16 protein-coding genes and 1 tRNA gene are annotated in these 20,229 nt (G+C 73.7%); 12 read left to right on the plus strand and 5 right to left on the minus strand.

What is annotated here, in order from left to right:
- The first annotated feature begins 15 nt into the window (after positions 1 to 15).
- From ACIPSC_RS16660 to ACIPSC_RS16675, 4 genes are all read left to right on the plus strand, one after another.
- Entirely contained in the window at positions 16 to 519 is a 504-nt protein-coding gene (locus ACIPSC_RS16660; protein ID WP_400826346.1) for a molybdenum cofactor biosynthesis protein B, read from the plus strand.
- Positions 516 to 1,142: a GNAT family N-acetyltransferase gene (locus tag ACIPSC_RS16665; RefSeq protein WP_400826456.1), complete on the plus strand. Its 627-nt coding sequence runs from the start codon at positions 516 to 518 to the stop codon at positions 1,140 to 1,142. Before ACIPSC_RS16660 ends, ACIPSC_RS16665 begins: the two co-directional genes overlap by 4 nt.
- Positions 1,143 to 1,292: 150 nt before the next feature.
- The gene (glpR, locus tag ACIPSC_RS16670) at positions 1,293 to 2,399 is read left to right on the plus strand and encodes a gephyrin-like molybdotransferase receptor GlpR (protein WP_400826347.1); all 1,107 of its coding nucleotides are present in this window, start codon (positions 1,293 to 1,295) and stop codon (positions 2,397 to 2,399) included.
- 93 nt (positions 2,400 to 2,492) lie between these two features.
- A tRNA-Ala gene (locus ACIPSC_RS16675) sits at positions 2,493 to 2,566 on the plus strand.
- Positions 2,567 to 2,687: 121 nt separating this feature from the next.
- Here ACIPSC_RS16675 and ACIPSC_RS16680 read toward each other — a convergent pair.
- From ACIPSC_RS16680 to ACIPSC_RS16690, 3 genes are all read right to left on the minus strand, one after another.
- Positions 2,688 to 3,143: a universal stress protein gene (locus ACIPSC_RS16680; RefSeq protein ID WP_400826348.1), complete on the minus strand. Its 456-nt coding sequence runs from the start codon at positions 3,141 to 3,143 to the stop codon at positions 2,688 to 2,690.
- Positions 3,144 to 3,250: 107 nt separating this feature from the next.
- Positions 3,251 to 4,123, minus strand: a complete 873-nt coding sequence (locus ACIPSC_RS16685; RefSeq protein WP_400826349.1) for a peptidase — start codon at positions 4,121 to 4,123, stop codon at positions 3,251 to 3,253.
- A 2-nt stretch (positions 4,124 to 4,125) separates the two neighbouring features.
- The gene (locus tag ACIPSC_RS16690) at positions 4,126 to 5,448 is read right to left on the minus strand and encodes a VWA domain-containing protein (protein WP_400826350.1); all 1,323 of its coding nucleotides are present in this window, start codon (positions 5,446 to 5,448) and stop codon (positions 4,126 to 4,128) included.
- A 414-nt stretch (positions 5,449 to 5,862) separates the two neighbouring features.
- Between ACIPSC_RS16690 and ACIPSC_RS16695 the strand changes: the two genes are divergently transcribed.
- The 4 genes from ACIPSC_RS16695 (at position 5,863) to ACIPSC_RS16710 (ending at position 12,079) form a co-directional block, all read left to right on the plus strand.
- Positions 5,863 to 7,191: an FtsW/RodA/SpoVE family cell cycle protein gene (locus tag ACIPSC_RS16695; protein WP_400826351.1), complete on the plus strand. Its 1,329-nt coding sequence runs from the start codon at positions 5,863 to 5,865 to the stop codon at positions 7,189 to 7,191.
- A complete protein-coding gene (locus ACIPSC_RS16700) occupies positions 7,191 to 8,789 on the plus strand; it encodes a penicillin-binding transpeptidase domain-containing protein (RefSeq protein ID WP_400826353.1) in 1,599 nt (532 codons plus the stop codon). The genes ACIPSC_RS16695 and ACIPSC_RS16700 overlap by 1 nt, the downstream gene beginning before the upstream one ends.
- Positions 8,790 to 9,035: 246 nt before the next feature.
- Complete coding sequence (locus tag ACIPSC_RS16705; protein WP_400826354.1) at positions 9,036 to 10,535, plus strand: amino acid permease; 1,500 nt, start codon at positions 9,036 to 9,038, stop codon at positions 10,533 to 10,535.
- Positions 10,536 to 10,855: 320 nt separating this feature from the next.
- Complete coding sequence (locus ACIPSC_RS16710) at positions 10,856 to 12,079, plus strand: glycosyltransferase 87 family protein (RefSeq protein ID WP_400826356.1); 1,224 nt, start codon at positions 10,856 to 10,858, stop codon at positions 12,077 to 12,079.
- A gap of 22 nt (positions 12,080 to 12,101) precedes the next feature.
- Here the strand turns inward: ACIPSC_RS16710 and ACIPSC_RS16715 are convergent, their stop codons facing one another.
- Both ACIPSC_RS16715 and ACIPSC_RS16720 read right to left on the minus strand, forming a co-directional pair.
- Positions 12,102 to 13,871, minus strand: coding sequence for a penicillin-binding transpeptidase domain-containing protein (locus ACIPSC_RS16715; RefSeq protein ID WP_400826357.1), 1,770 nt, complete (start codon positions 13,869 to 13,871; stop codon positions 12,102 to 12,104).
- A 171-nt stretch (positions 13,872 to 14,042) separates the two neighbouring features.
- A complete protein-coding gene (locus tag ACIPSC_RS16720) occupies positions 14,043 to 15,866 on the minus strand; it encodes a phospholipid carrier-dependent glycosyltransferase (protein WP_400826359.1) in 1,824 nt (607 codons plus the stop codon).
- Positions 15,867 to 15,993: 127 nt separating this feature from the next.
- Between ACIPSC_RS16720 and rsmI the strand changes: the two genes are divergently transcribed.
- From rsmI to ACIPSC_RS16740, 4 genes are all read left to right on the plus strand, one after another.
- Positions 15,994 to 16,863: a 16S rRNA (cytidine(1402)-2'-O)-methyltransferase gene (gene rsmI, locus ACIPSC_RS16725; RefSeq protein WP_400826360.1), complete on the plus strand. Its 870-nt coding sequence runs from the start codon at positions 15,994 to 15,996 to the stop codon at positions 16,861 to 16,863.
- Between the two features lie 235 nt (positions 16,864 to 17,098).
- Positions 17,099 to 17,536 (plus strand): hypothetical protein, encoded by a 438-nt coding sequence (locus ACIPSC_RS16730; RefSeq protein ID WP_400826362.1) that lies wholly within the window; start codon positions 17,099 to 17,101, stop codon positions 17,534 to 17,536.
- 115 nt (positions 17,537 to 17,651) lie between these two features.
- Positions 17,652 to 19,274, plus strand: coding sequence for a methionine--tRNA ligase (gene metG / locus ACIPSC_RS16735; RefSeq protein ID WP_400826363.1), 1,623 nt, complete (start codon positions 17,652 to 17,654; stop codon positions 19,272 to 19,274).
- Positions 19,274 to 20,155: a TatD family hydrolase gene (locus ACIPSC_RS16740; protein WP_400826364.1), complete on the plus strand. Its 882-nt coding sequence runs from the start codon at positions 19,274 to 19,276 to the stop codon at positions 20,153 to 20,155. The genes metG and ACIPSC_RS16740 overlap by 1 nt, the downstream gene beginning before the upstream one ends.
- Positions 20,156 to 20,229 lie beyond the last annotated feature (74 nt).

A 20,229-nucleotide genomic window follows, 5' to 3' on the forward strand; every position in this document is an offset into this window, starting at 1 on the left:
GTGCGGGGTGCCGGCATGAGGGCGCTGGCGGTGACCGTCTCCAACCGGGCCTCGGCCGGGGTGTACGAGGACAAGGGCGGCCCGCTGCTGGTCGCCGGCCTGCGGGCGATGGGCTTCACCGCCGACGGCCCCGAGGTCGTCCCGGACGGCGAACCGGTCGAGGCGGCCCTGCGGAGGGCCGTCGCGGCCGGCTACGACGTGGTGCTGACCACGGGCGGCACCGGCATCTCCCCGATGGACCTCACCCCCGAGATGACCGCCCGGGTCATCGACCGGCAGATCCCCGGCATCGCCGAGGCCGTCCGGGCGTACGGCCGGGAGAAGGTCCCGACCGCCTCGCTCTCCCGCGGGCTTGCCGGCCTCGCCGGACGTACCCTGATCGTCAACCTGCCGGGCTCGACCGGCGGCGTCAAGGACGGCCTGGCCGTCCTCGAACCGCTGCTCGCGCACGCCGTCGACCAGCTCGGCGGCGGGGACCACCCCCGGCCCGACACGCCTGCTTCCGGGAGAGCGCACTGAACGCCGGCTGGCCGGTAGAGCTCCACGAGGGGGACGTCGCGCTGCGCCCGATCCGGGGCCGCGACCAGCGTGAGTGGCAGGAGGTCAGCCAGCGGAACCGGGACTGGCTGCGCCGCTGGGAGGCCACCGTGCCGCCCGGCCCGGCCGGCCACAACGCCGGCCCGCGCCCGACCTACCGGCAGATGGTGCGCTTCCTGCGCGGTGAGGCCTCGGCCGGGCGGATGCTGCCGTTCGTCGTGCTCTACAAGGGCCAATTGGTCGGTCAGCTCACCGTCGGCGGGATCACCTGGGGCTCGATGTGCTCGGCCAACGTGGGGTACTGGATCGACGAGGCGGTGGCCGGCCGGGGCATCATGCCGGCCGCGGTGGCGCTTTCGGTGGACCACTGTTTCGGCGCACTCGGACTGCACCGGATCGAGGTCTGCATCCGCCCCGAGAACGGGCCGAGCCGGCGGGTGGTGGAAAAGCTCGGCTTCCGCTCGGAGGGAATGCGTCCGCGCTATCTGCACATCGACGGCGACTGGCGGGACCACCTGGTGTACGCGCTCACCGCCGAGGAGGTCCCCGAGGGGATGCTGGAGCGCTGGCGGATGCTCAGTTCCGGCCGCGGTCCGGGTAATTGAATATATGTTCGAATCAAATATCGATATGGCATCGGCGTGCCGACGGACGGGCACAAATGCCGGCAAAATAGTCGGAGAATCAGCTTGATCACACGACACGCCGCGCCAAATTGCTACCGGGCCTTCCCCGGCGCCCGTACGGTGTGAAACGTGAGCAGTAGCGGCCTTATCTACGCCGTCATCGTAGGGGCCTGGGCCGCCTATCTCGTGCCGATGTGGCTCCGCAGGCAGGACGAGCTCAACGAGGCGCGTCCGACGGAACGCTTCAGCACCGCCATCCGCCTGCTGGCCGGGCGTTCGGCGCTGGAGCGGCGGGCATCCCGGGCCCTGGGCGACGAACCGCGTGACGACGAGCAGAGCAGCGACGACGGCCCTCCCGAACGGGACGAGGCCGCCTCCGGCGACCCCGCGGGCGCCCCGGCGGACCGCGACGACCGCGAGGACGGGGCGGACCGGGAGGCCGAACCACGGGCCGAGCACCCGGCCGGCCCCGGCCCCGACCCCGAGCCCGGCCCCGAGCCCGCGATCGACCGCCCGGCCGAGCGCCCGGTGGACGGCGCCGACCGGCGGGCCGGGACCGAGCGCCGGGCGCGGCTGCTGGCCCGCCGGCGCCGGATGGTCAGCGCGCTCTTCCTGGCCTTCGCGCTCGGCGCCGTGGTCGCGGCGGTGGCCGGTCTGGCCTTCCTCTGGGTCCCGGCGGTGCCGGCGGTCCTCCTCACCCTCTACATCGGCCACCTGCGCAAGCTGGAGCGCCAGCGGTACGAGGTGAAGCTCGACCGCGCCCGGGCCGCCCAGGCGGCCGAGCGGCTGCGCCAGCGCGAGCGGCAGCGCACCGAGGCCCGCGCGGTCGAGGACGCCCCGGCGGAGGCCGTCGAGGAGCCCGTCCGCGGCCGGGCGCACCTGCGGCTGGCCGCCGACCCGGCGCCGGCGGAGACCGGACCGGCCGGCTCGGCCTCGGCGGTGGCGGAGGCGACCGAGCACGAGGAGTGGGTCGACGGCATGCGCGAGCGCGCCGCGGCCGGCCCGGACTCCTGGGAGCCCGTGCCGGTCCCGCTGCCGACCTACGTGACCGCCCCGGTGGCCCCCAGGGTCAGCCGCGGCCTCGACCTGTCGGCCCCCGGCACCTGGACCGCCGGCCGCCCGGCGGAGGCCCGTGCTGCGGACGCCCGCGCGGCGGAGGCCCGCACCACCCCGCTCTTCGACCAGTACGCCGATCCGTCGGCGGTGGAGAGCCGCCCGCGCGCCGCCAACGAGTGACGGCCCCGGGGGTGCTCCGGCACCCCCGACCAGGGCCGCGCTCCTGGGGTGGTCACGAGCCCCCTCCGAAAGGTGCTAGAGTTTCTTCTCGTTGGGGCTGTGGCGCAGTCCGGTAGCGCACCTCGTTCGCATCGAGGGGGTCAGGGGTTCGAATCCCCTCAGCTCCACCCAACAGGAAGTCCCGCCCGATCATCAGATCGGGCGGGACTTCTGCGTTGTGGGGGCGGCGGCGCCGGACGGGGTGTCAGGCGGCGGCCGGAGGGGTCCGGTTGGCCGCTGTGACGATGATCACTGTGGAGGGTCCTCGCTCTTCACGAGGACCACGGTGCAGCCGGCGTGGTGGACGCAGTACTGGCTGGTGGTGCCGAGCCGGGCGCCGGGCGGGGCGCAGCGGCCGCGGCGGCCGAGCACGAGGACCGCGGCGCCCGCGGCCGCGGAGACCAGGGCGGGGCCGGCCGGTCCGGCCTTGAGCCGGCGGTGGACGGCCGGGCGGCCGTCCGGCAGGCCGGCGGCGGCCAGGGTCTCGTCGAGGATGGCGGCGGCGCGGCGTTCGGGCCCGAAGCCGTCCAGGGCGGGCAGCACCAGGCCGTGCGCGCCGTGCAGGGAGGGGAAGTCCCAGACGGTCACCGCCTCCAGCGGCCCGCCGGTGAGGACGGCCAGCCGGGCCGCCCAGCGGACGGCGGCGTGGGAGTGCGGGGAGCCGTCCACCCCGACCACGATCCTGCCGTCCGGCCGCGGAGCCATGGTTCGAGGGTAGGGCGGTCCCGCGGTTTCCGCCGGGAACGGCCGAGAGCCGGCCGGAGCGGGTGCTCCGGCCGGCCCTCGGGGCGGGTTCGGCGGGTCCGTGCGGGCTACGGCTGGCCGGAGCCCGCGTACGGGCCCGGCTGCGGGGCGCCGGACTGCGGCGGCACCGCGCCGTAGCGGGCCGGACGGCGGCCGCGCGGATGGCGGGTGAGGGTGTATCCCGCGACGCCCGCCAGGGCGGCCAGGGCGCCCCCGCCGAGCGTCCAGAACCAGCGGCTGTTCCAGCCGGAGAACCAGCCCGTGTACCAGTGCTCCTCGGTCTCCTCCGGCGCGGCCGCCTTCGCGGTGGACGCACCGCCGCCGGCCGGCGGGACGAGGGGGGCCTTGAGGTCGCCGCCCTCGGGCTGGGCGTTGTCCGCGTCGCCCTTGGCGCCGACGTGCAGCTGGACGGAGGCGGCGAGGCCGAGGTCCGGCTGCGGGGCGTCGGAGACCGAGAGGCGGACGTAGTAGGTGCCCGGCAGCGGGTCGCCGGACCACGGCTCGGCCCAGGAGCGGACCTCGCGCAGGGTGCAGCTCAGCGTGATCGACGAGGTGCCGGTGTCGGCGGTCGCGTTCTGGGTGCCGCCGGTGCAGGACTGGCGGCGGCGCAGCCCGTCGAACACCTCGACGCTCCAGGTCTGCGGGCCGTGCCGGTCGGTGGCGGCGGCCAGGCCGACGGTCAGGCCGACCGTCGGGGTCTGGCCCTCGGAGGCGCCGAAGGCCCAGTACAGGTAGTCGCCGGTGGAGGCGGCGACCTTGGCGTCCTGGCCGGGGGAGAGGTTGATGGCGGTCAGGAAGGACGTCCCGGCCTTGGTGGCCGGGGCGGGGGTGCCGCTCGCGGTGGGCGAGGGCGAGGCGGCCGAGGCGGCCGGGGCTGCGAGGGCGAGGGCCGGGAGCAGGGCGAGGCCGGCCAGGGCGCCGCGGATCGTCGGGTTGGGCATGGTCAGTTCTCCTGCCAGACAGCGATCCGCCAGCGCGCGATCCAGCCGAACAGCAGGCCGGTGATCAGGCCGGCCAGGGTGAGCACCAGCAGCAGGATCCAGCCGCGGCCGAGGCCCATCGCGGGGCCGTCCGGGGCGGGGGAGGCGGCGGCGAGGTCGACGGTCAGCTCCAGCGGCAGGCCCGGGTCGGCCTGGACGCCGGGCTGCCCGGCCAGCGAGTTGCTGACGACCAGGCAGACGGTGGTCTCCGGCTTGCCGCTCGCGGAGGCGGACGGCGTGGCGGTGGCGTAGCCCTTGGAGTCGTCGGCGGACCAGCGCAGGCCGGCGGAGATCACGTCGGTCCGGCCGCTGCCGGCGTCGGTGCCGCGGACCAGCTCCTGGCCGGTTGCGCTGGTGGCCTGGAGGAGGACGCCGTAGTCGCGGGCCACCGCCCGGTCCAGCGCGACGCTGACCGAGGCGCGCAGCTCCTGCCCGGCCTTGACCGGGACGCGGTAGACACGGTGCTCGGAGAACTTCTCGCGGTCGCTGTAGACGCCGGGGGTGAGGACGGGCGCGCTCTCGCACTTGTCGGTGCCGGCGGTCTTGACCGGCGTCACCGTGTAGGTGTCGTTGGAGCGGTCGACCAGCTGCTTCACCTTGTCGGTGAGCTGCTCCTGGGTCCGGACGTCGGTGTAGGTGCCGCCGGTGGCGTTGGCGATGCAGAGCAGCTGCTGGCGGGTCTTGTCGTCGTGGGCCAGGCCGAGGGTGTCGACCACCAGGTGGATGCCCTGGGCGGCGAGCTCGCGGGCCACGTCGCACGGGTCCGGCGGGGCGCAGGAGTCCTCGCCGTCGGTGATCAGCACCACCCGGCGGGTGGTCTCGCCCTTGCCGAGGTCCTGGGCGGCGCCGCGCAGGGCCAGGCCGATCGGGGTCCAGCCGGTGGGCCGCAGGGTGGCGACGGCGGTCTTGGCCTCGGTCTTGTTGGTCTTCCCGACCGGGAAGAGCTGCTTGGTGTCCTGGCAGCCCTGGACCTTGTCGTCGCCGGGGTAGTTGGCGCCGAGGGTGCGGATGCCGAACTCGGTCTCCGCGGGCAGGGCGTCGATCACCTCGTTCAGCGACTGCTGGGCCACCGCGATGCGGCTCTTGCCCTGGATGTCGGTGGCCCGCATGGAGCCGCTGACGTCCAGCACGAGGTCGACCCGGGGGGCTTCCTTGCCGGCGGCTGCTCCGGGGGCTGATGGTTCGTCGGCATGGGCGGGCAGGCCGCTGAGCAGCGCCCCGCCGGTTATCGCCAGGGCGGCCAGCAGGCTGCCGAGCCTGGCCTTTGGTCGTCGTCCGGTAATCACGCGCCGATCCTAGGCCGTGCCCGAGGGAGCATCAGTTCCCCCCGGCCGTCCGGGCCGGCCGGGCGCAGGACCGGACTCCGGCGTGAACTCCCGGGCGCCGGTGGGCGATCGGGCCGCGGGCGCGGGGGCGTACGCCGGTCGGCCGTGGACGGAGCACCCGGCCGGGCGTGGGCGGGGCGCTGTGCGGCGCCGGCGGTCCGACGGTCAATGCGGGACACACCGGACGGAAGAACACATACATATGGATAGTGCTCGTTAGGGTGACGAAAAGGGGCACCGGTGCCGGGCGGGTCCTCCCGTCGGTCCGGCGCCGGCCGGCCGGCACGCCCGACCGACGGGAGGACCCGTACGGCTCCGCTCCGCGACACCACTGCAGCAGGACACCCAGGACGGTCCGTGGCGACACCCTCCGCCGTGACGAGAACCGCCGGCCGGCCGCGCCGGGCGGTGCCCACCCGGCGCAACACCGAACTCGCGCTGGTCCTGGCCGCCGTGCTGCTCGCCGTGCTCGGCTACGCCGAGGTGGGCGGCAACATCGACGGCACGGTGCCCGCCGACGCGGGCCAGTACGGCGCCGCGCTGGGCGCGCTCGCGCTGCTGGCGCACGCCGTGGTCCGCTGGAAGGCGCCGTACGCGGACCCGCTGCTGCTGCCGATCGGCGTGCTGCTGAACGGGATCGGGCTGGTCGTCATCTACCGGCTGGACCGGGCCGCCCCCCGCGGCGACGCGGCGCCCGCCCAACTGCTCTGGTCGGCCCTCGGGGTCGGGCTGTTCATCGCCGTGGTCCTGCTGGTGCGCGACCACCGGCGGCTGCAGCGCTACGCCTACCTCGGCGCGCTGGTGGCGCTGGTGCTGCTGGTCCTGCCGGTCCTCTTCCCGCCGGTGTACGGCTCGCGGATCTGGATCACGGTCGGCCCGCTCTCGTTCCAGCCGGGGGAGTTCGCCAAGATCCTGCTGGCGGTCTTCTTCGCGGCGTACCTGGCGGTGCACCGGGACGCACTGGCGCTCACCGGCCGCCGGGTCCGGCGGTTCCGGCTGCCGCCCGGGCGGGTGCTGGCGCCCGTCCTGGTGATCTGGGCGGTCTTCGTCGGCGTCCTGGTGCTGGAGACCGACCTCGGCACCTCGCTGCTCCTCTTCGGCCTCTTCGTGGTGATGCTCTACGTGGCCACCGCGCGCAGCGGCTGGATCGCCATCGGCCTGTTCCTGGCCGCGGTGGCGGCGGTCGGGGTCGGCCTGATCTCGCCGCACGTGCACAGCCGGGTCGGCGACTGGCTCGACCCGCTCGGCTCGATCGCGGCCGGCCGCGGTGCCAACCAGATCGCCCAGTCGCTGTTCGCCTTCGCCTGGGGCGGGGAGCTGGGCGCCGGGCTCGGCAACGGGCACTCGATCCTGATCGGCTTCGCCGCCAAGTCGGACTTCATCCTGGCCACCATCGGCGAGGAGCTGGGCCTGGCCGGGCTCTTCGCGGTGTTCCTGCTGTACGCGGTGCTGGTCTCCCGGGGCTTCCGGACCGGCATCGCCCTGCGGGACCCGTTCGGGCGGCTGCTGGCGATCGGGCTCGCGGCCATCGTCGGCCTCCAGGTGTTCGTGGTGGCCGGCGGGGTGCTGGACCTCATCCCGCTGACCGGGATGACGCTGCCCTTCGTGGCGCAGGGAGGTTCCTCGGTGGTGACCAACTGGATCATCGTGGCGCTGCTGGTCCGGATGAGCGACCTCGCCCGCCGGCCCCCGGAGGAGGGCTGATGGCCCGCGACCGCACCGGCAACGGCCCGGGGAACGGCCGCGGGAACGGCGGCGGCTCCCAGCCCCGGCCCCGGCCCCGGTCCGGCCGCAACGGGAACGGGAACGGAAACGGGAACGGGCCGCAGGGCCTGCCAGGGATCTCCGTCACCGGCCGCCGGGCCGGCACCTTCTGCCTGCTGCTGATCGTGGCGCTCTGCGCGCAGGCCACCCGGGTGCAGGTGTTCCGGGCCAAGGAGCTGAACCACAACCCGGCCAACCAGCGGTTGGTCATCGAGCGGTACTCCCAGCCGCGCGGCAACATCCGGGTCGGTGCCGACACCGTCACCGGCTCGGTGCCCACCGGGGGCCGGTACGACTACAAGCGCACGTACACCGCGGGCCCGCTCTACGCCGCTGTCACCGGGTACTCCTCGCAGGCCTACGGCAACAGCCAGCTGGAGGGGACCGAGGACGCGCTGCTGTCCGGCATCGACCCCCGGCTGGCGAGCTGGGCCGTCTGGGACGCCGTCGCCCGCCGGCAGAACCCGGGCGGCGACGTCCACACCACCATCGACCGCGCCGCGCAGGAGGCCGCGATGCGCGCGCTGGGCAACCAGAAGGGCGCGGTCGTCGCGATCGAGCCCGCCACCGGCCGGATCCTGGCGCTCGCCAGCACCCCCACGTACGACCCGGGGAGCTTCGCCGGCGCCGTCTCCGCCGACCAGGCGGCCTGGAACCGGCTGCAGGCCGACACCGAGCAGCCGATGCTCAACCGGGCGCTGCGCCAGACCTACCCGCCCGGTTCGACGTTCAAGGTGGTCACCGCCGCGGCCGCGCTGCAGCACGGGGTGGTCACCGACGTCGACGCGCCGACCGGGGCGCCGTACCCGTACGTGCTGCCGGGCACCACGACCCCGCTGCCCAACGACACCCCGGCGTGCAACCAGCCGGGGCAGTCGCTGGACGCCGCGATGGTCCACAGCTGCAACAGCGTCCTGGGCTACCTCGGGGTGCAGGTCGGGCTGGAGGGCATGGTCGCCATGGCGGAGAACTTCGGGTTCAACGACGCCAGGCTGGACGTGCCGGTCCGGCCGGTCCGCTCGGTCTTCGACACCGAGATGGACCGGGCCCAGCTGGCCCTCTCGTCGATCGGGCAGTACGACACCGCCGCCACCCCGCTGGTGATGGCGATGGTCGCGGCCGGGATCGCCGACAACGGCACCGTGATGCGTCCACAGCTTGTGGATAAGCTGACCCGCAGTGACGGGACCACCGTCCAGCTGATGCAGCCGGCCGCCTACCGGCAGGCGGTGACCCCGGCGGTGGCCGGGCAGGTGCAGCGGCTGATGGTCGACGTGGTGGAGACCGGCACCGGCCGCAACGCCCGGATCCCCGGCGCGGTCGTCGGCGGCAAGACCGGCACCGCCGAGCACGGGGCGGACAACAGCGGGACGCCGTACGCCTGGTTCATCTCCTGGGCCAAGCCGGCCGGCTCGGGTGCGGTGCCGCCGGTGGCGGTCGCCGTGGTGATCGCGGACAGTAACGCCACGGATGTGACGGGTGGCGGGCTGGCGGCGCCGGTCGCCCGCGCGGTGATGCAGGCCGTGCTCAGTGGTTGAACCACTTCAGCACCCCTGACCTGGGGCTTAGCCGCTGTCGGAGGGATCCGCCGTTGGCGAAGTGTCCGGTTTGTGTAGGCGGATCTGACAATTCGTACAATGCGCTCGATCGTACTGTTCGTTTGCGACACTGGTGCATTCGCGCGGTACTGTCCCATCTTTGTTCGGTTGGTCCGCGATGACACCAGATGGCGCGTCGAGTGACCGGCCGCTAGGACACCCTCCCCGCCCAGAAGGATCGTCGTTTTGGCCAGCAACACCGTTGGTGCGCGTCTGCTGCGACGCAAGCCCGTCTCCGCCCTGATCGCCGAGAGCGAGGGCGCCGATGCCCTGCCCGCCGGCGCTCCCGAAGAGGGCGGGCGCTCCGGCATCCACCTGCGCCGCTCGATCGGCCTCTGGCAGCTGTCCTCGATCGGCATCGGCGCCACCATCGGCACCGGCATCTTCTTCGTGCTGAACAGCGCGGTGCCGTCGGCCGGCCCGGCCGTGATCCTCTCCTTCGTGATCGCCGCGGTCACCGCGGGCCTCACCGCGCTCTGCTACGCCGAGATGGCCTCCGCCATCCCGGTCTCCGGCTCCTCGTACTCGTACGCCTACGCCACCCTCGGCGAGGGCGTGGCCTTCGTGGTCGGCATCTGCCTGCTCATGGAGTACGGCGTCTCGGCCTCCGCGATCGCGGTCAGCTGGGCCGAGTACCTGAACAAGTTCCTCGACCTGGCCATCGGCTGGCAGATCCCGGACAAGCTGGCCGGCGCGCCCGGCGACGGTCACTGGTTCAACCTGCCGGCGCTGCTGCTGGTCGCCATGGTCTGCTTCCTGCTGATCCGCGGCGTCAGCGAGTCGGTCAAGGTCAACGCGGCCATGGTCGCCGTGAAGATCGTCATCCTGGTGCTCTTCATCGGCGTCGCACTGACCGCGTTCCACTCCGGCAACCTGACCCCGTTCATGCCGCTCGGCATCGGCGGCGTCCAGGTCGCGGCCTCCAGCATCTTCTTCTCGTTCATCGGCCTGGACGCCGTGTCCACCGCCGGTGAGGAGGTCAAGAACCCGCGCCGCACCCTGCCGCTGGCGATCATCATCTCGCTGGTCGTGGTGACGCTGCTCTACATCCTGGTGGCCCTGGCCGGCATCGGCGCCCAGCCCTGGGAGAAGTTCGACGGCCAGGAGGCCGGCCTCGCCCAGATCCTGCAGGACATCACCGGCCAGAGCTGGCCCGCGATGATCTTCGCGGTCGGCGCGATCATCTCGATCTTCTCCATCACCCTCGTGGTGATCTACGGCCAGACCCGCATCCTGTACTCGATGGGCCGCGACGGCATGCTGCCCAAGCGCTTCGCCCAGCTCTCGCCGCGCACCGGCACCCCGGTCTGGAACACCATCGTGGTCGGCCTCGGCGTCGGCGCGCTGGCCGCCTTCATCCCGCTGGAGAAGTTGGCCGACATCACCAGCCTCGGCACCCTGATCGCCTTCTCGGTGGTCTCGATCGGCGTGATCGTGCTGCGCCGCACCCAGCCCGACCTGCCGCGCGGCTTCAAGGTCCCCGGCTACCCGGTCGTCCCGGTGCTCAGCGTCGGCTTCTGCATCTACCTGATCACCGGTCTGCACGCGGACACCTTCGAGGCCGGCGCCGTCGCGCTGGTCGTCGCGGTGGCCGTCTACTTCGGCTACAGCATCAAGCACTCCAAGCTGGAGCGCGCCGAGGAGACCGCCGCGGTCGAGGAGCCGGCCGACAGCAAGATCGGCTGAGCCCGGGGCCCTGCAGGGCACCCGTGCACGGGGCCGCCGGTGGTGACCACACCCCGGCGGCCCCGTGCGTAACGCCGGACACTCCCTGGGCCGACATGGCGACAGGGCACCGCCCCCACCCATAACCTTCCACCATGGTGAGCACCCGCACGCCCGGCTTCTCCCGCCCGCGCGGCCGCTTCACCGGCCGTACGAGAACGCCGGCCCCGGCCGCATCGGCCGGATCGACGACCCCGCCCGGACCCCCGGTCCGCGGCCTCGGCCCCCGACCGTTCCCCCGTCAGCGTGGCGAGAACACGTTTCCGCCCACGCCCGATCGTGTGAATCCCGCCCGGCTCGCCGCGCGGCGCCGCGTCCAGTTCCTCGGCTGTCTGATCGCCGCCGGCTGGGCGGCGGCCTTCCCGCTCGTCTCCGACCTTCCCAACCAGCGGCTCTGGGGCGCCCTCGCCGCCCCCGCCTACGCCCTCGCCGGGCTCCTCTGCCTGACCCTGCCGCGCCGGATCGCGCCCCGCGCCGCGGCCGCGACCGCACTGATCGGCGCCGTCCTGGTGCCGCTGGCCCTGCTGGCCCTGGAGGGCCGCCACCAGTCCGAGGTGATGGTGGTCGAACGCTCGGCGCACCTGCTGCTCACCACCGGCAGCCCCTACCTGCCGCACCCCGTGGTCGTCACCGACTACAACCCGTACCTGCCGGCCATGTCCCTGTTCGGAATGCCCCGCGCCCTGGTGGGCAGCGGAAACCCGGTGGCCCAGCTGGTGGGCGACGCCCGGATCTGGTTCGCACTGGCCTTCGTCGTCTGCCTGCTGGCGAGCTGGCGGCTGCTGCGGCCGACCCGCGACCGCGCGCCCCTGCTGCCGCTGGCGGTACTCACCGCCTCGCCCCTGATAGCGCTGGCACTGGTGGTGGGCGGGGTGGACCTGCCGCTGATCGGGGTCTGCTGCCTGGCCATGGCCCTCGCCGAGCGGGACCGCACGATCGGCGCCGGACTCGTCCTCGCGATGGCCTGCACGCTGAAGTGGACGGCCTGGCCGGCGCTGCCGGTGGCCGTGCTGCTGCTCTGGCGGCTCTACGGACGCCGCCCCGCCGCCCGGGCCGGGCTCACCGCCCTCGGGGCCGGCCTCGTGGTCATCGTGCCCGCCGCGCTGGCCCGGGCCGACGCGTTGCGCGAGCAGGTGGTGCGGTTCCCGCTGGGCCTGACCGCGATCCAGACGCCGGCCGGCAGCCCGCTGCCGGGCAAGGTGCTGGCCGGCTTCGGGCCGACCGGGCACTCGGTGTCGCTGGCGCTGATGACGATCGGCGGCCTGGGGGTGGCGATCTGGCTGCTGGCCCGGCCGCCGGTCTCCGCGATCGCCGCCGCCGACCTGCTGGCGGCCGGGCTGACGATCGCGTTCATGCTGGCGCCGGCCGGGCGGTTCGGCTACCTGGCGCTGCCGTCGGTGCTGGTGATCTGGCCCCGGCTGGCGGCCCGGCGGTGGAGCGCGCGGCCGCCCGTCCCGGCCGGCTGCCTGCTGGCCCGGCCGGAGGCCGTCCTGCCCCGGAGGTGACCGGGGCAGGACGGGCGCGGGCTCAGCGGTTGCCGGCGGCCTTGATGACGGCGGCGACGGCCGGGCCGGCCGCGTCGGCGCCGTGGCCGCCGCCCTGGACCTCGGCGGCGAGGGCGAGGTTGCCGCGGTAGGCGGTGAACCAGCTGTTGGTGGTGTCGACGCCGGTGGCCTCCGCCGAGCCGGTCTTGGCGCCCGCGTTGTCGGAGATCCCGGCCATCACGGCCTTGGCGGTGCCGTCCTTGGCGGTGGCCGCCATCATCGCGCGCAGCTTGCCGGCGGCGTCGGGCGAGAGGTTGCGGGCGGCCTTCTGCTGCGGCAGGTCGGCGACCATGACCGGCTGCTTGAACTCGCCGCTCTGCACCGTGGCGGTGATCGAGGCGATGGCCAGCGGGTTCATCTGGATCTTGCCCTGGCCGATGGACTGCATGGCCTGCTCGTCCTTGTTGGCGCCGGCGTCCGGCACCCGGCCGTCGGCGTTCGGCAGGCCGGTCTTCCACTCCAGGCCGATGCCGTAGACGTCCTTGGCGGTGGAGGTCAGCGCGCCCGGCTTGAGGCTGGCCAGGCCCTGGTCGATGAAGGCGGTGTTGCAGGAGATCATGAAGTCCTGCTGCAGCGTGTTGTTCGGGTAGGCGTCCGGGAACGAGTTCGGGATCGCCTTCGGGTTGCTGCTCTTCACCGGGCAGGGCACCACGGTGTCCGGGTTGACGCCGGCCTCCAGCAGGGCCGTCGAGGTGACGATCTTCATGGTGGAGCCGGGGGCGAGCAGGCCGAGGAAGGCCCGGTTCTGGCCGTTGGCGGGCGCGTTGGCGAAGGCCAGCACCTGGCCGGTGCTCGGCTCGATCGCGACGATCGAGCCGGACTTGCCGCCGAGGTCGGCCATCGCCTTCTCGGCGGCGGCCTGCAGCGTGTTGTCGATCGTCACCTTGAACGGCTTGGCCGGCTTCGGCTCGACGATGGTGAACAGCTTGTCGGTGGCGCCCTTGCCGTCCGCGGTGGTGATCACCACACCGCTGCCGGCGTCGCTCTGGTCCTTGCCCGGGTCGGCCGCCTGGATCTTGCGGACGTTGTCCTGCAGCGTGGTGAGCAGCGTCGGGGTGATCGAGGCGCCCTGCAGCGGCTTGTTGTTGCGGTCGACCACGTTCCCGGGCGGGGCGAAGACCGGCTGGGTGGCGATCACCTCGCCGGGGCCCAGGTGGGGGTGGATCACCGTCGGCGCCCAGTGCACGGCCGGGGTGTCGTCGCTCATCTTCACGACGCTCAGGAAGCCGTTGTAGTCCCAGACCCGGTTGGTGCCCTCGAACTCGGCCCGGGCCTTGAAGCCCATCAGCACGCCGGCCGGCGCCGCCGAGGCGGACGGCGAGGCGGACCCGGTGCCGGCCGCGGACGGCGTGGCGGAGGCCGAGGCGGGGGCGGACGGCTTGGCGGTGGGCGACGGCGTCCCGGTCGCGGAGGCGAAGGCGGCCGGCGTGGCCGGACCCGACGGCGCGAGGGTCAGCCCGCTCGGCTTGACCTGGTCCTTGAACGCGGTCAGCGCGGCCGTGGCGGCCGCCGGGTCGTCGGTCAGCCCGGCCGCCTTGCCGAGGTCGCCCGCGGCCCAGGCTTCCAGGAAGTCCTTGGCGCCGGCCGCGGCCTGCTCGGCGGTGGGGGGCTCGGCGACCACAGTCCGGGGCTTCTTCGCCTCCGGCGCACCGGAGTCCGAGCCGCCGACGAGGCTGTACGCCCCGTACCCGCCGCCGGCGAGCACAGCGAGGGACACGCCGGTGATGATGCCGATCTTCGCGCCTTTGCGCATGGTGTTGCTCCCCCAAGGGTCTGGCGACTGGACGCAACCGGAGTGGCCGGATACGCGTTCGGTGCTCAGCCTAGGCAGCCGATCTCCGCAGGCCGACGACGCGGCCGGGACTTGTGACGGATCTGGTACGTGCCGAGCACCCCGTCCGCAAGGTTCCCGTGCTCGGAGCCGTCAGATCCAGCTGTCGAACCACATCCGCCTGCGCCAGTCCTCCATCGGAATCGTCTGCCCCGTATACAGGGGGTGGAAGAAGAGAAAGTTCCACACGATCAGCAGGACCAGCAGACCGGCCGTGGTGGAACCGATGATCCGGCGGTCCCGGCCCGCGCCGGCCGGCCCGATCAGGGCGCCGACCAGCATCGTCACGGCGAGGACCACGAACGGGACGAAGGCCACTGCGTAGAAGAGGAAGATGGTCCGCTGCTGGTAGGCGAACCAGGGCAGGTAGCCGGCGGCCAGGCCGCAGAGCACCGCGCCGGCCCGCCAGTCCCGCCGGGCAGCCCAGCGCCAGAGGCAGTACGCCAGCGCCACCACGCCCGCCCACCAGAGCAGCGGGGTGCCGATGCCCAGCACCTCGCGGGCGCACTCGCTCGCGGTGCAGCCCGCCTGGCCCTGCTTGGGGGACTCGTAGAAGAAGGAGACCGGCCGGCCCAGCACCAGCCAGCTCCACGGGTTCGACTGGTAGGTGTGCGGGTCGCTCAGGTGGGTGTGGAAGTCGTACACCGTCGAGTGGTAGTGCCACAGGGCCCGCAGGCCCTCGGGTATCCACGGGTAGTCGGTGGACCGGCCGACCGCCCAGTCGCGGCCGTAGCCGCCCCGGCCGGGCAGGTTGCTGCTGGCGAACCAGCCCCACCACGAGGTGACGTACACGACCGCGGAGACCACGACGATCGAGACGAAGGCCGGTACGGCATCCCGCACCAGCGTCCCCAGGTACGGGCGGCCGGCGCCGGCGAGGCGGCGGGCCCCGGCGTCCCAGAGCACCGTCATGAGGCCGAAGGCAGCCGCCACGTAGAGCCCGCTCCACTTGGTCGCGCAGGTCAGGCCGACGCAGACGCCGGCCGCGATCCGGTACGGGCGCCAGCCCAGGTTGAGCCGCCGGGCCGCCGCGGCGTCCGCGACGCCGCCGAGCCGCTCGGCGATCCGCGCCCGGGTGCGGTCGCGGTCCAGCAGCAGGAAGCCGAAGGCGGCGAGGATCCAGAACATCACCACCAGGTCCAGCAGCGCGGAGCGGCTCAGCACGAAGTGCAGGCCGTCCACCGCCAGCAGCAGCCCCGCCACGCAGCCCAGCAGCGTGCTGCGGAAGAGCCGGCGGGCGATCCGGGCCACCATCAGGACGGAGAGGGTGCCGAGCAGCGCCACCGCGAAGCGCCAGCCGAAGGGGTTCATGCCGAACAGCTGCTCGCCCGCGCCGATGATCCACTTGCCGACCGGCGGATGGACCACGTAGCTGGCCTCCGGCCGGTAGGGCACCGCCCCGCCGGCCATGATCTGCTCGTTGGCGCCCTCCGGCCAGCTGATCTCGTAGCCGCCGTGCCAGAGCGCGTAGGCGTCCTTGGCGTAGTACGTCTCGTCGAAGATGATCGCGTCCGGCTGCCCGAGGCCGCTGAACCGGAGCACCCCGGCGAACAGCGCCACCACCAGCGGGCCGATCCAGCCCGCCCAGCGGCAGAGCCAGGACCAGAGGCCCTGCGGCACGGGTATGCCGAGCCGCAGCAGCAGCGGGGAGGGGGCCACCCGCGCCGGGGTGACCCGGGGGCCGTCCGGCATCGGCGGCGCCAGCCGCTCGGCCAGGGTGGCCGCGGGCGGCGGGGTGTAGCCGTACCGGGCCAGGCGGTGCAGCCAGGCCGGGCGCGAGGCCGGGCCGTCGGCGTCGGGTGCGCGCGGGCCCGGGACCGCGGGGGACGGCTGGTCCGTCAGGACCGGCACGCCGACGCCGCCCTGCGCGGGGTGGTCTGTACCCGTGGGCGTCTGCGCCGCCGTGTCGCCGTTCATCCGCCACATCGTAGGGGCGCTCCCGGAAGGGAGGACGGCTCCCTCCGAAGCTGCCCGAATCGTCACCAAAAGCACCCGGGCCGGCCGCGGACTCCCCCGGGCCGCCGATGCTGGGAGGATGGGGCGCGTGACAGGAGTACTCGTTCTCACAGGCACCCCCATCGGCGACGTCTCGGACGCCCCGCCCCGGCTGCTCACCGAGCTGGCCACCGCGGACGTGATCGCGGCGGAGGACACCCGGCGGCTGCGCCGGCTCACCCAGGCGCTCGGGGTCGCCCCGGCCGGGCGGGTGGTCTCCTACTTCGAGGGCAACGAGGTCGGCCGCACCCCCGAGCTGGTCGAGGCGCTGCTCGGCGGCGCCCGGGTGCTGCTGGTCACGGACGCCGGGATGCCCTCCGTCTCCGACCCCGGCTACCGGCTGGTGGCCGCGGCGGTGGCCGCCGACGTCAAGGTCACCGCGGTGCCCGGCCCGTCCGCCGTGCTCACCGCGCTGGCGCTGTCCGGCCTGCCGGTCGACCGCTTCACCTTCGAGGGCTTCCTGCCGCGCAAGACCGGGGACCGGGCCCGCCAGCTCGCCTCGATCGCCGCCGAACCACGCACGATGGTGTTCTTCGAGGCCCCGCACCGGATCGCCGAGGCGCTGGCCGCGATGGCCGGGGCCTTCGGCGCGGACCGCCCCGCCGCCGTCTGCCGCGAGCTGACCAAGACCTACGAGGAGGTCAGGCGCGGCCCGCTCGGCGAGCTGGCGGCCTGGGCGGCCGAGGGCGTCAAGGGCGAGATCACCGTGGTGGTCGCCGGCGCCCCGCCGGCCGCCCCGCAGGAGCTGACCCCGGCCGAGCTGGCCCGCCTGGTGGCCGTCCGCGAGGAGGCCGGCGAGCGGCGCAAGGAGGCCATCGCAGCCGTCGCGGCCGAGCTGTCGGTGCCCAAGCGGGAAGTCTTCGACGCGGTGGTCGCGGCCAAGAACGCGGACCGCGGGGAGGCCGGCGCGAAGCCGTGAACGCGGGGGTGCCGCTCCCGGTGCGGACGCGTACCTTGGAGGGAAGGCCCCTGGTAAACACCCGTCGAGCTGAAGCTTCGGCCGGGATTTCGGGACAGGACCCACCCTTTCGTATAGGGATTCCCAACCCGCTTCCAAGTCTTCACAAGACGGGCATCGGCCGGGGCGTTCCGGGCATTCCCTGGATGGGAAAGACCCAGCCGGGCGAGGGCCCGGCGGGCGCTGGGAGACGGCTATGAGTGAGACGATCGGTAGCCCCCGCGGTGGCAATGCGCTGAGCGACCCCGGCCTGACCGGCCGGCCGCACACTCCCGTCGAGACCGTCCGGGAGGCGTACTCCTTCGCCTGCCTGAGCTGCGGGTACGGGTGGGAGCAGACGTACGACATCGAGCACAAGGTGGGCCGGGACGGACACGTCGTGTTCGAGTACCACGCCAACGGCGTCCGGGTGCCGTCCCCGCTGCTCAAGCCGACCTGCCCGGGCTGCGGCGGCCACACCGTCCGGATCATGCGCGAGGGCCGGGTCGCGGAAGCGGACCATCTCTGGCACCACGCCCCCGGGTACTCGGGGTACGCCGAGCCCCCCGGGGCCACTCCCGCCGCCCCGAAGGCGGCCGAGCCGGCCAGACCGCGCGGACGCTGGGCCCGGTTCTGGTCGCGGCTGACCGGCTGACCGCCGCTGCGCCGCCCCGCGACCGCGGGGCGGCGGCAGGGCCGCCGGTGCCGGGCCGCCCACCCCCGAGCGATCGGTCGAGGGCGGCCTCCGCACGCGATTAAGCTTGCCGACCATGGCGGCCACTGCAGAGCACAGCACCACCGGGAGCACCACCCCGGCGTACTACGTCTCCACCCCGATCTACTACGTCAACGATCGCCCGCACCTGGGCCACGCCTACACCACGGTGGCCGGCGACGTGCTGACCCGCTGGCACCGCCAGCGCGGTGAGAAGGTCTGGTTCCTGACCGGCACCGACGAGCACGGCCAGAAGATCCTGCGCACCGCCGAGGCCAACGGCGTCAGCCCGCAGGAGTGGTGCGACAAGCTGGTCGAGGAGGAGTGGAAGCCGCTCTGGCAGCACCTGGAGATCGCCAACGACGACTTCATCCGGACCACCCAGGAGCGGCACACCGCCCGGGTCCAGGAGTTCGTCCAGGACCTCCACGACAAGGGCGAGATCTACAAGGGCGGCTACTCCGGCCCGTACTGCGTCGGCTGCGAGGAGTACAAGCTCCCGGCCGAGCTGCTGGACGGCGCCACCGAGGGCGAGAAGCTCTGCGCGGTGCACAAGCGGCCGGTCGAGTGGCTGGAGGAGGAGAACTACTTCTTCCGCCTCTCCGCGTACGGCCCGAAGCTGCTGGAGTTCTACGCCGCCAACCCCGACTTCATCCAGCCCGCCTCGGCCCGCAACGAGGTGCTGCGCTTCGTCGAGCAGGACCTCAAGGACCTCTCGATCTCCCGCTCCACCTTCAACTGGGGCGTGCCGCTGCCCTGGGACGAGAAGCACGTCCTGTACGTGTGGGTGGACGCCCTGCAGAACTACATCACCGCGGCCGGCTACGGCACCGACCCGGAGCGCTTCGCCGAGCTCTGGCCCGCCTCCGTCCACCTGGTCGGCAAGGACATCCTGCGCTTCCACGCGGTGATCTGGCCCGCGATGCTGATGGCCGCCGGGCTGCCGCTGCCCAAGCGGGTCGTGGCCAACGGCTGGCTGATGGTCGGCGGCGAGAAGATGTCCAAGTCCAACCTGACCGGCATCTCCCCCACCGACCTCACCTCGCACTTCGGCGTGGACGCCTACCGCTACTACTTCCTGCGGGCGATCCCGTTCGGCACCGACGGCTCGTTCTCCTGGGAGGACTTCTCCGCCCGGTACACCTCCGAGCTGGCCAACGACTTCGGCAACCTCGCCTCGCGGGTCGCGGCCATGGTCGGCAAGTACTTCGACGGCGTGCTGCCCGCCGCCACCGCCGCGGGCCCGGCCGAGCAGGCGGTGGCCGACGGCCTGACCGCCGCCGTCGCGGCCGCCGACCGGAAGATCGGCGAGGAGCTGGACTTCGCCGGCGGCATCGCCGCGGTCTTCGACTTCGTCAAGCAGGTCAACGGCTACCTCACCGAGCAGGAGCCGTGGAAGGTCGCCAAGGACGACTCCCAGGAGGGCCGGGCGCGCCTGGCCACCATCCTCTACACCGCCGCCGAGGCGCTGCGGGCGACCGCCGTCCTGCTCAACCCGGTGATGCCGGCCACCGCCGAGAAGCTCTGGGCCTCGCTGGGCGCCGACGCGGCCGGCCTCGGCGCGCTGTCCGCGCAGACCGTCGCCACCGCCGCGGACTGGGGCCGGCTGCCCGCCGGCGCCACCGTCACCAAGGGCGAGATCCTGTTCCCCCGCCTGGAAGAGAAGCCGGCCGCCTGATGCCGAAGAAGACGGACGACGACCGGTCGACGCCGCCGCCGCTGCCCGCCCCGCTGGCGGTGGCGGTGGCCGACTCGCACACCCACCTGGACATGCAGTCCGGCACCCCCGACGAGGGCCTGGCCCGCGCCGCCTCCGTCGGCGTGACCACCGTCGTCCAGGTCGGCTGCGACGTGCCCGGCTCCCGCTGGGCCGCCGAGCTGGCGGCCCGGTTCGAGCAGGTGCACGCGGCCGTCGCCCTGCACCCCAACGAGGCGCCGCGGATCTTCCTCGGCGACCCCGACGGCTGGTCCGGGCAGCAGCGCCCGGCCGGCGGGCAGGCCGCGCTCGACGCGGCGCTCGCCGAGATCGACGCGCTCGCCGCACTGCCACAGGTGGTCGCGGTCGGCGAGACCGGCCTGGACTACTTCCGGACCGGCCCGGAGGGCGTGGAGATCCAGAAGGAGTCGTTCCGCCGCCACATCGAGATGGCCAAACGGCACGACAAGGCCCTGGTGATCCACGACCGGGACGCCCACGAGGACGTCATCGCCGTCCTGCTGGAGGAGGGCGCCCCCGAGCGGACCGTCTTCCACTGCTACTCCGGCGACGCCGGGATGGCCAAGGTCTGCGCCGAGCACGGCTGGTACCTCTCGTTCGCCGGCCCGGTCACCTTCAAGGCCAACCAGCCGCTGCGCGACGCCCTCGCCGCCACCCCGCTGGACCGCGTCCTGGTCGAGACCGACGCGCCCTTCCTCACCCCGCACCCGTACCGCGGCCGCCCCAACGCGCCGTACCTGATCCCGGTCACGGTGCGGTCGATGGCCGAGACCCTCGGGCTGCACGAGGACGAGCTGTCGGCGGCCATCGCGGCGAACACGGCCCGGGCGTTCGGATACTGAGCCGGTCGAGGCCGCCCCGCGCCGGGCAGAAACGGTTCGGCGCAGACCGGCCGCGCGGCGGCCGTCGAACGGCG

The sequence above is a fragment of the Kitasatospora sp. NPDC090091 genome, from assembly GCF_044747365.1.
GTDB lineage: Bacteria > Actinomycetota > Actinomycetes > Streptomycetales > Streptomycetaceae > Kitasatospora.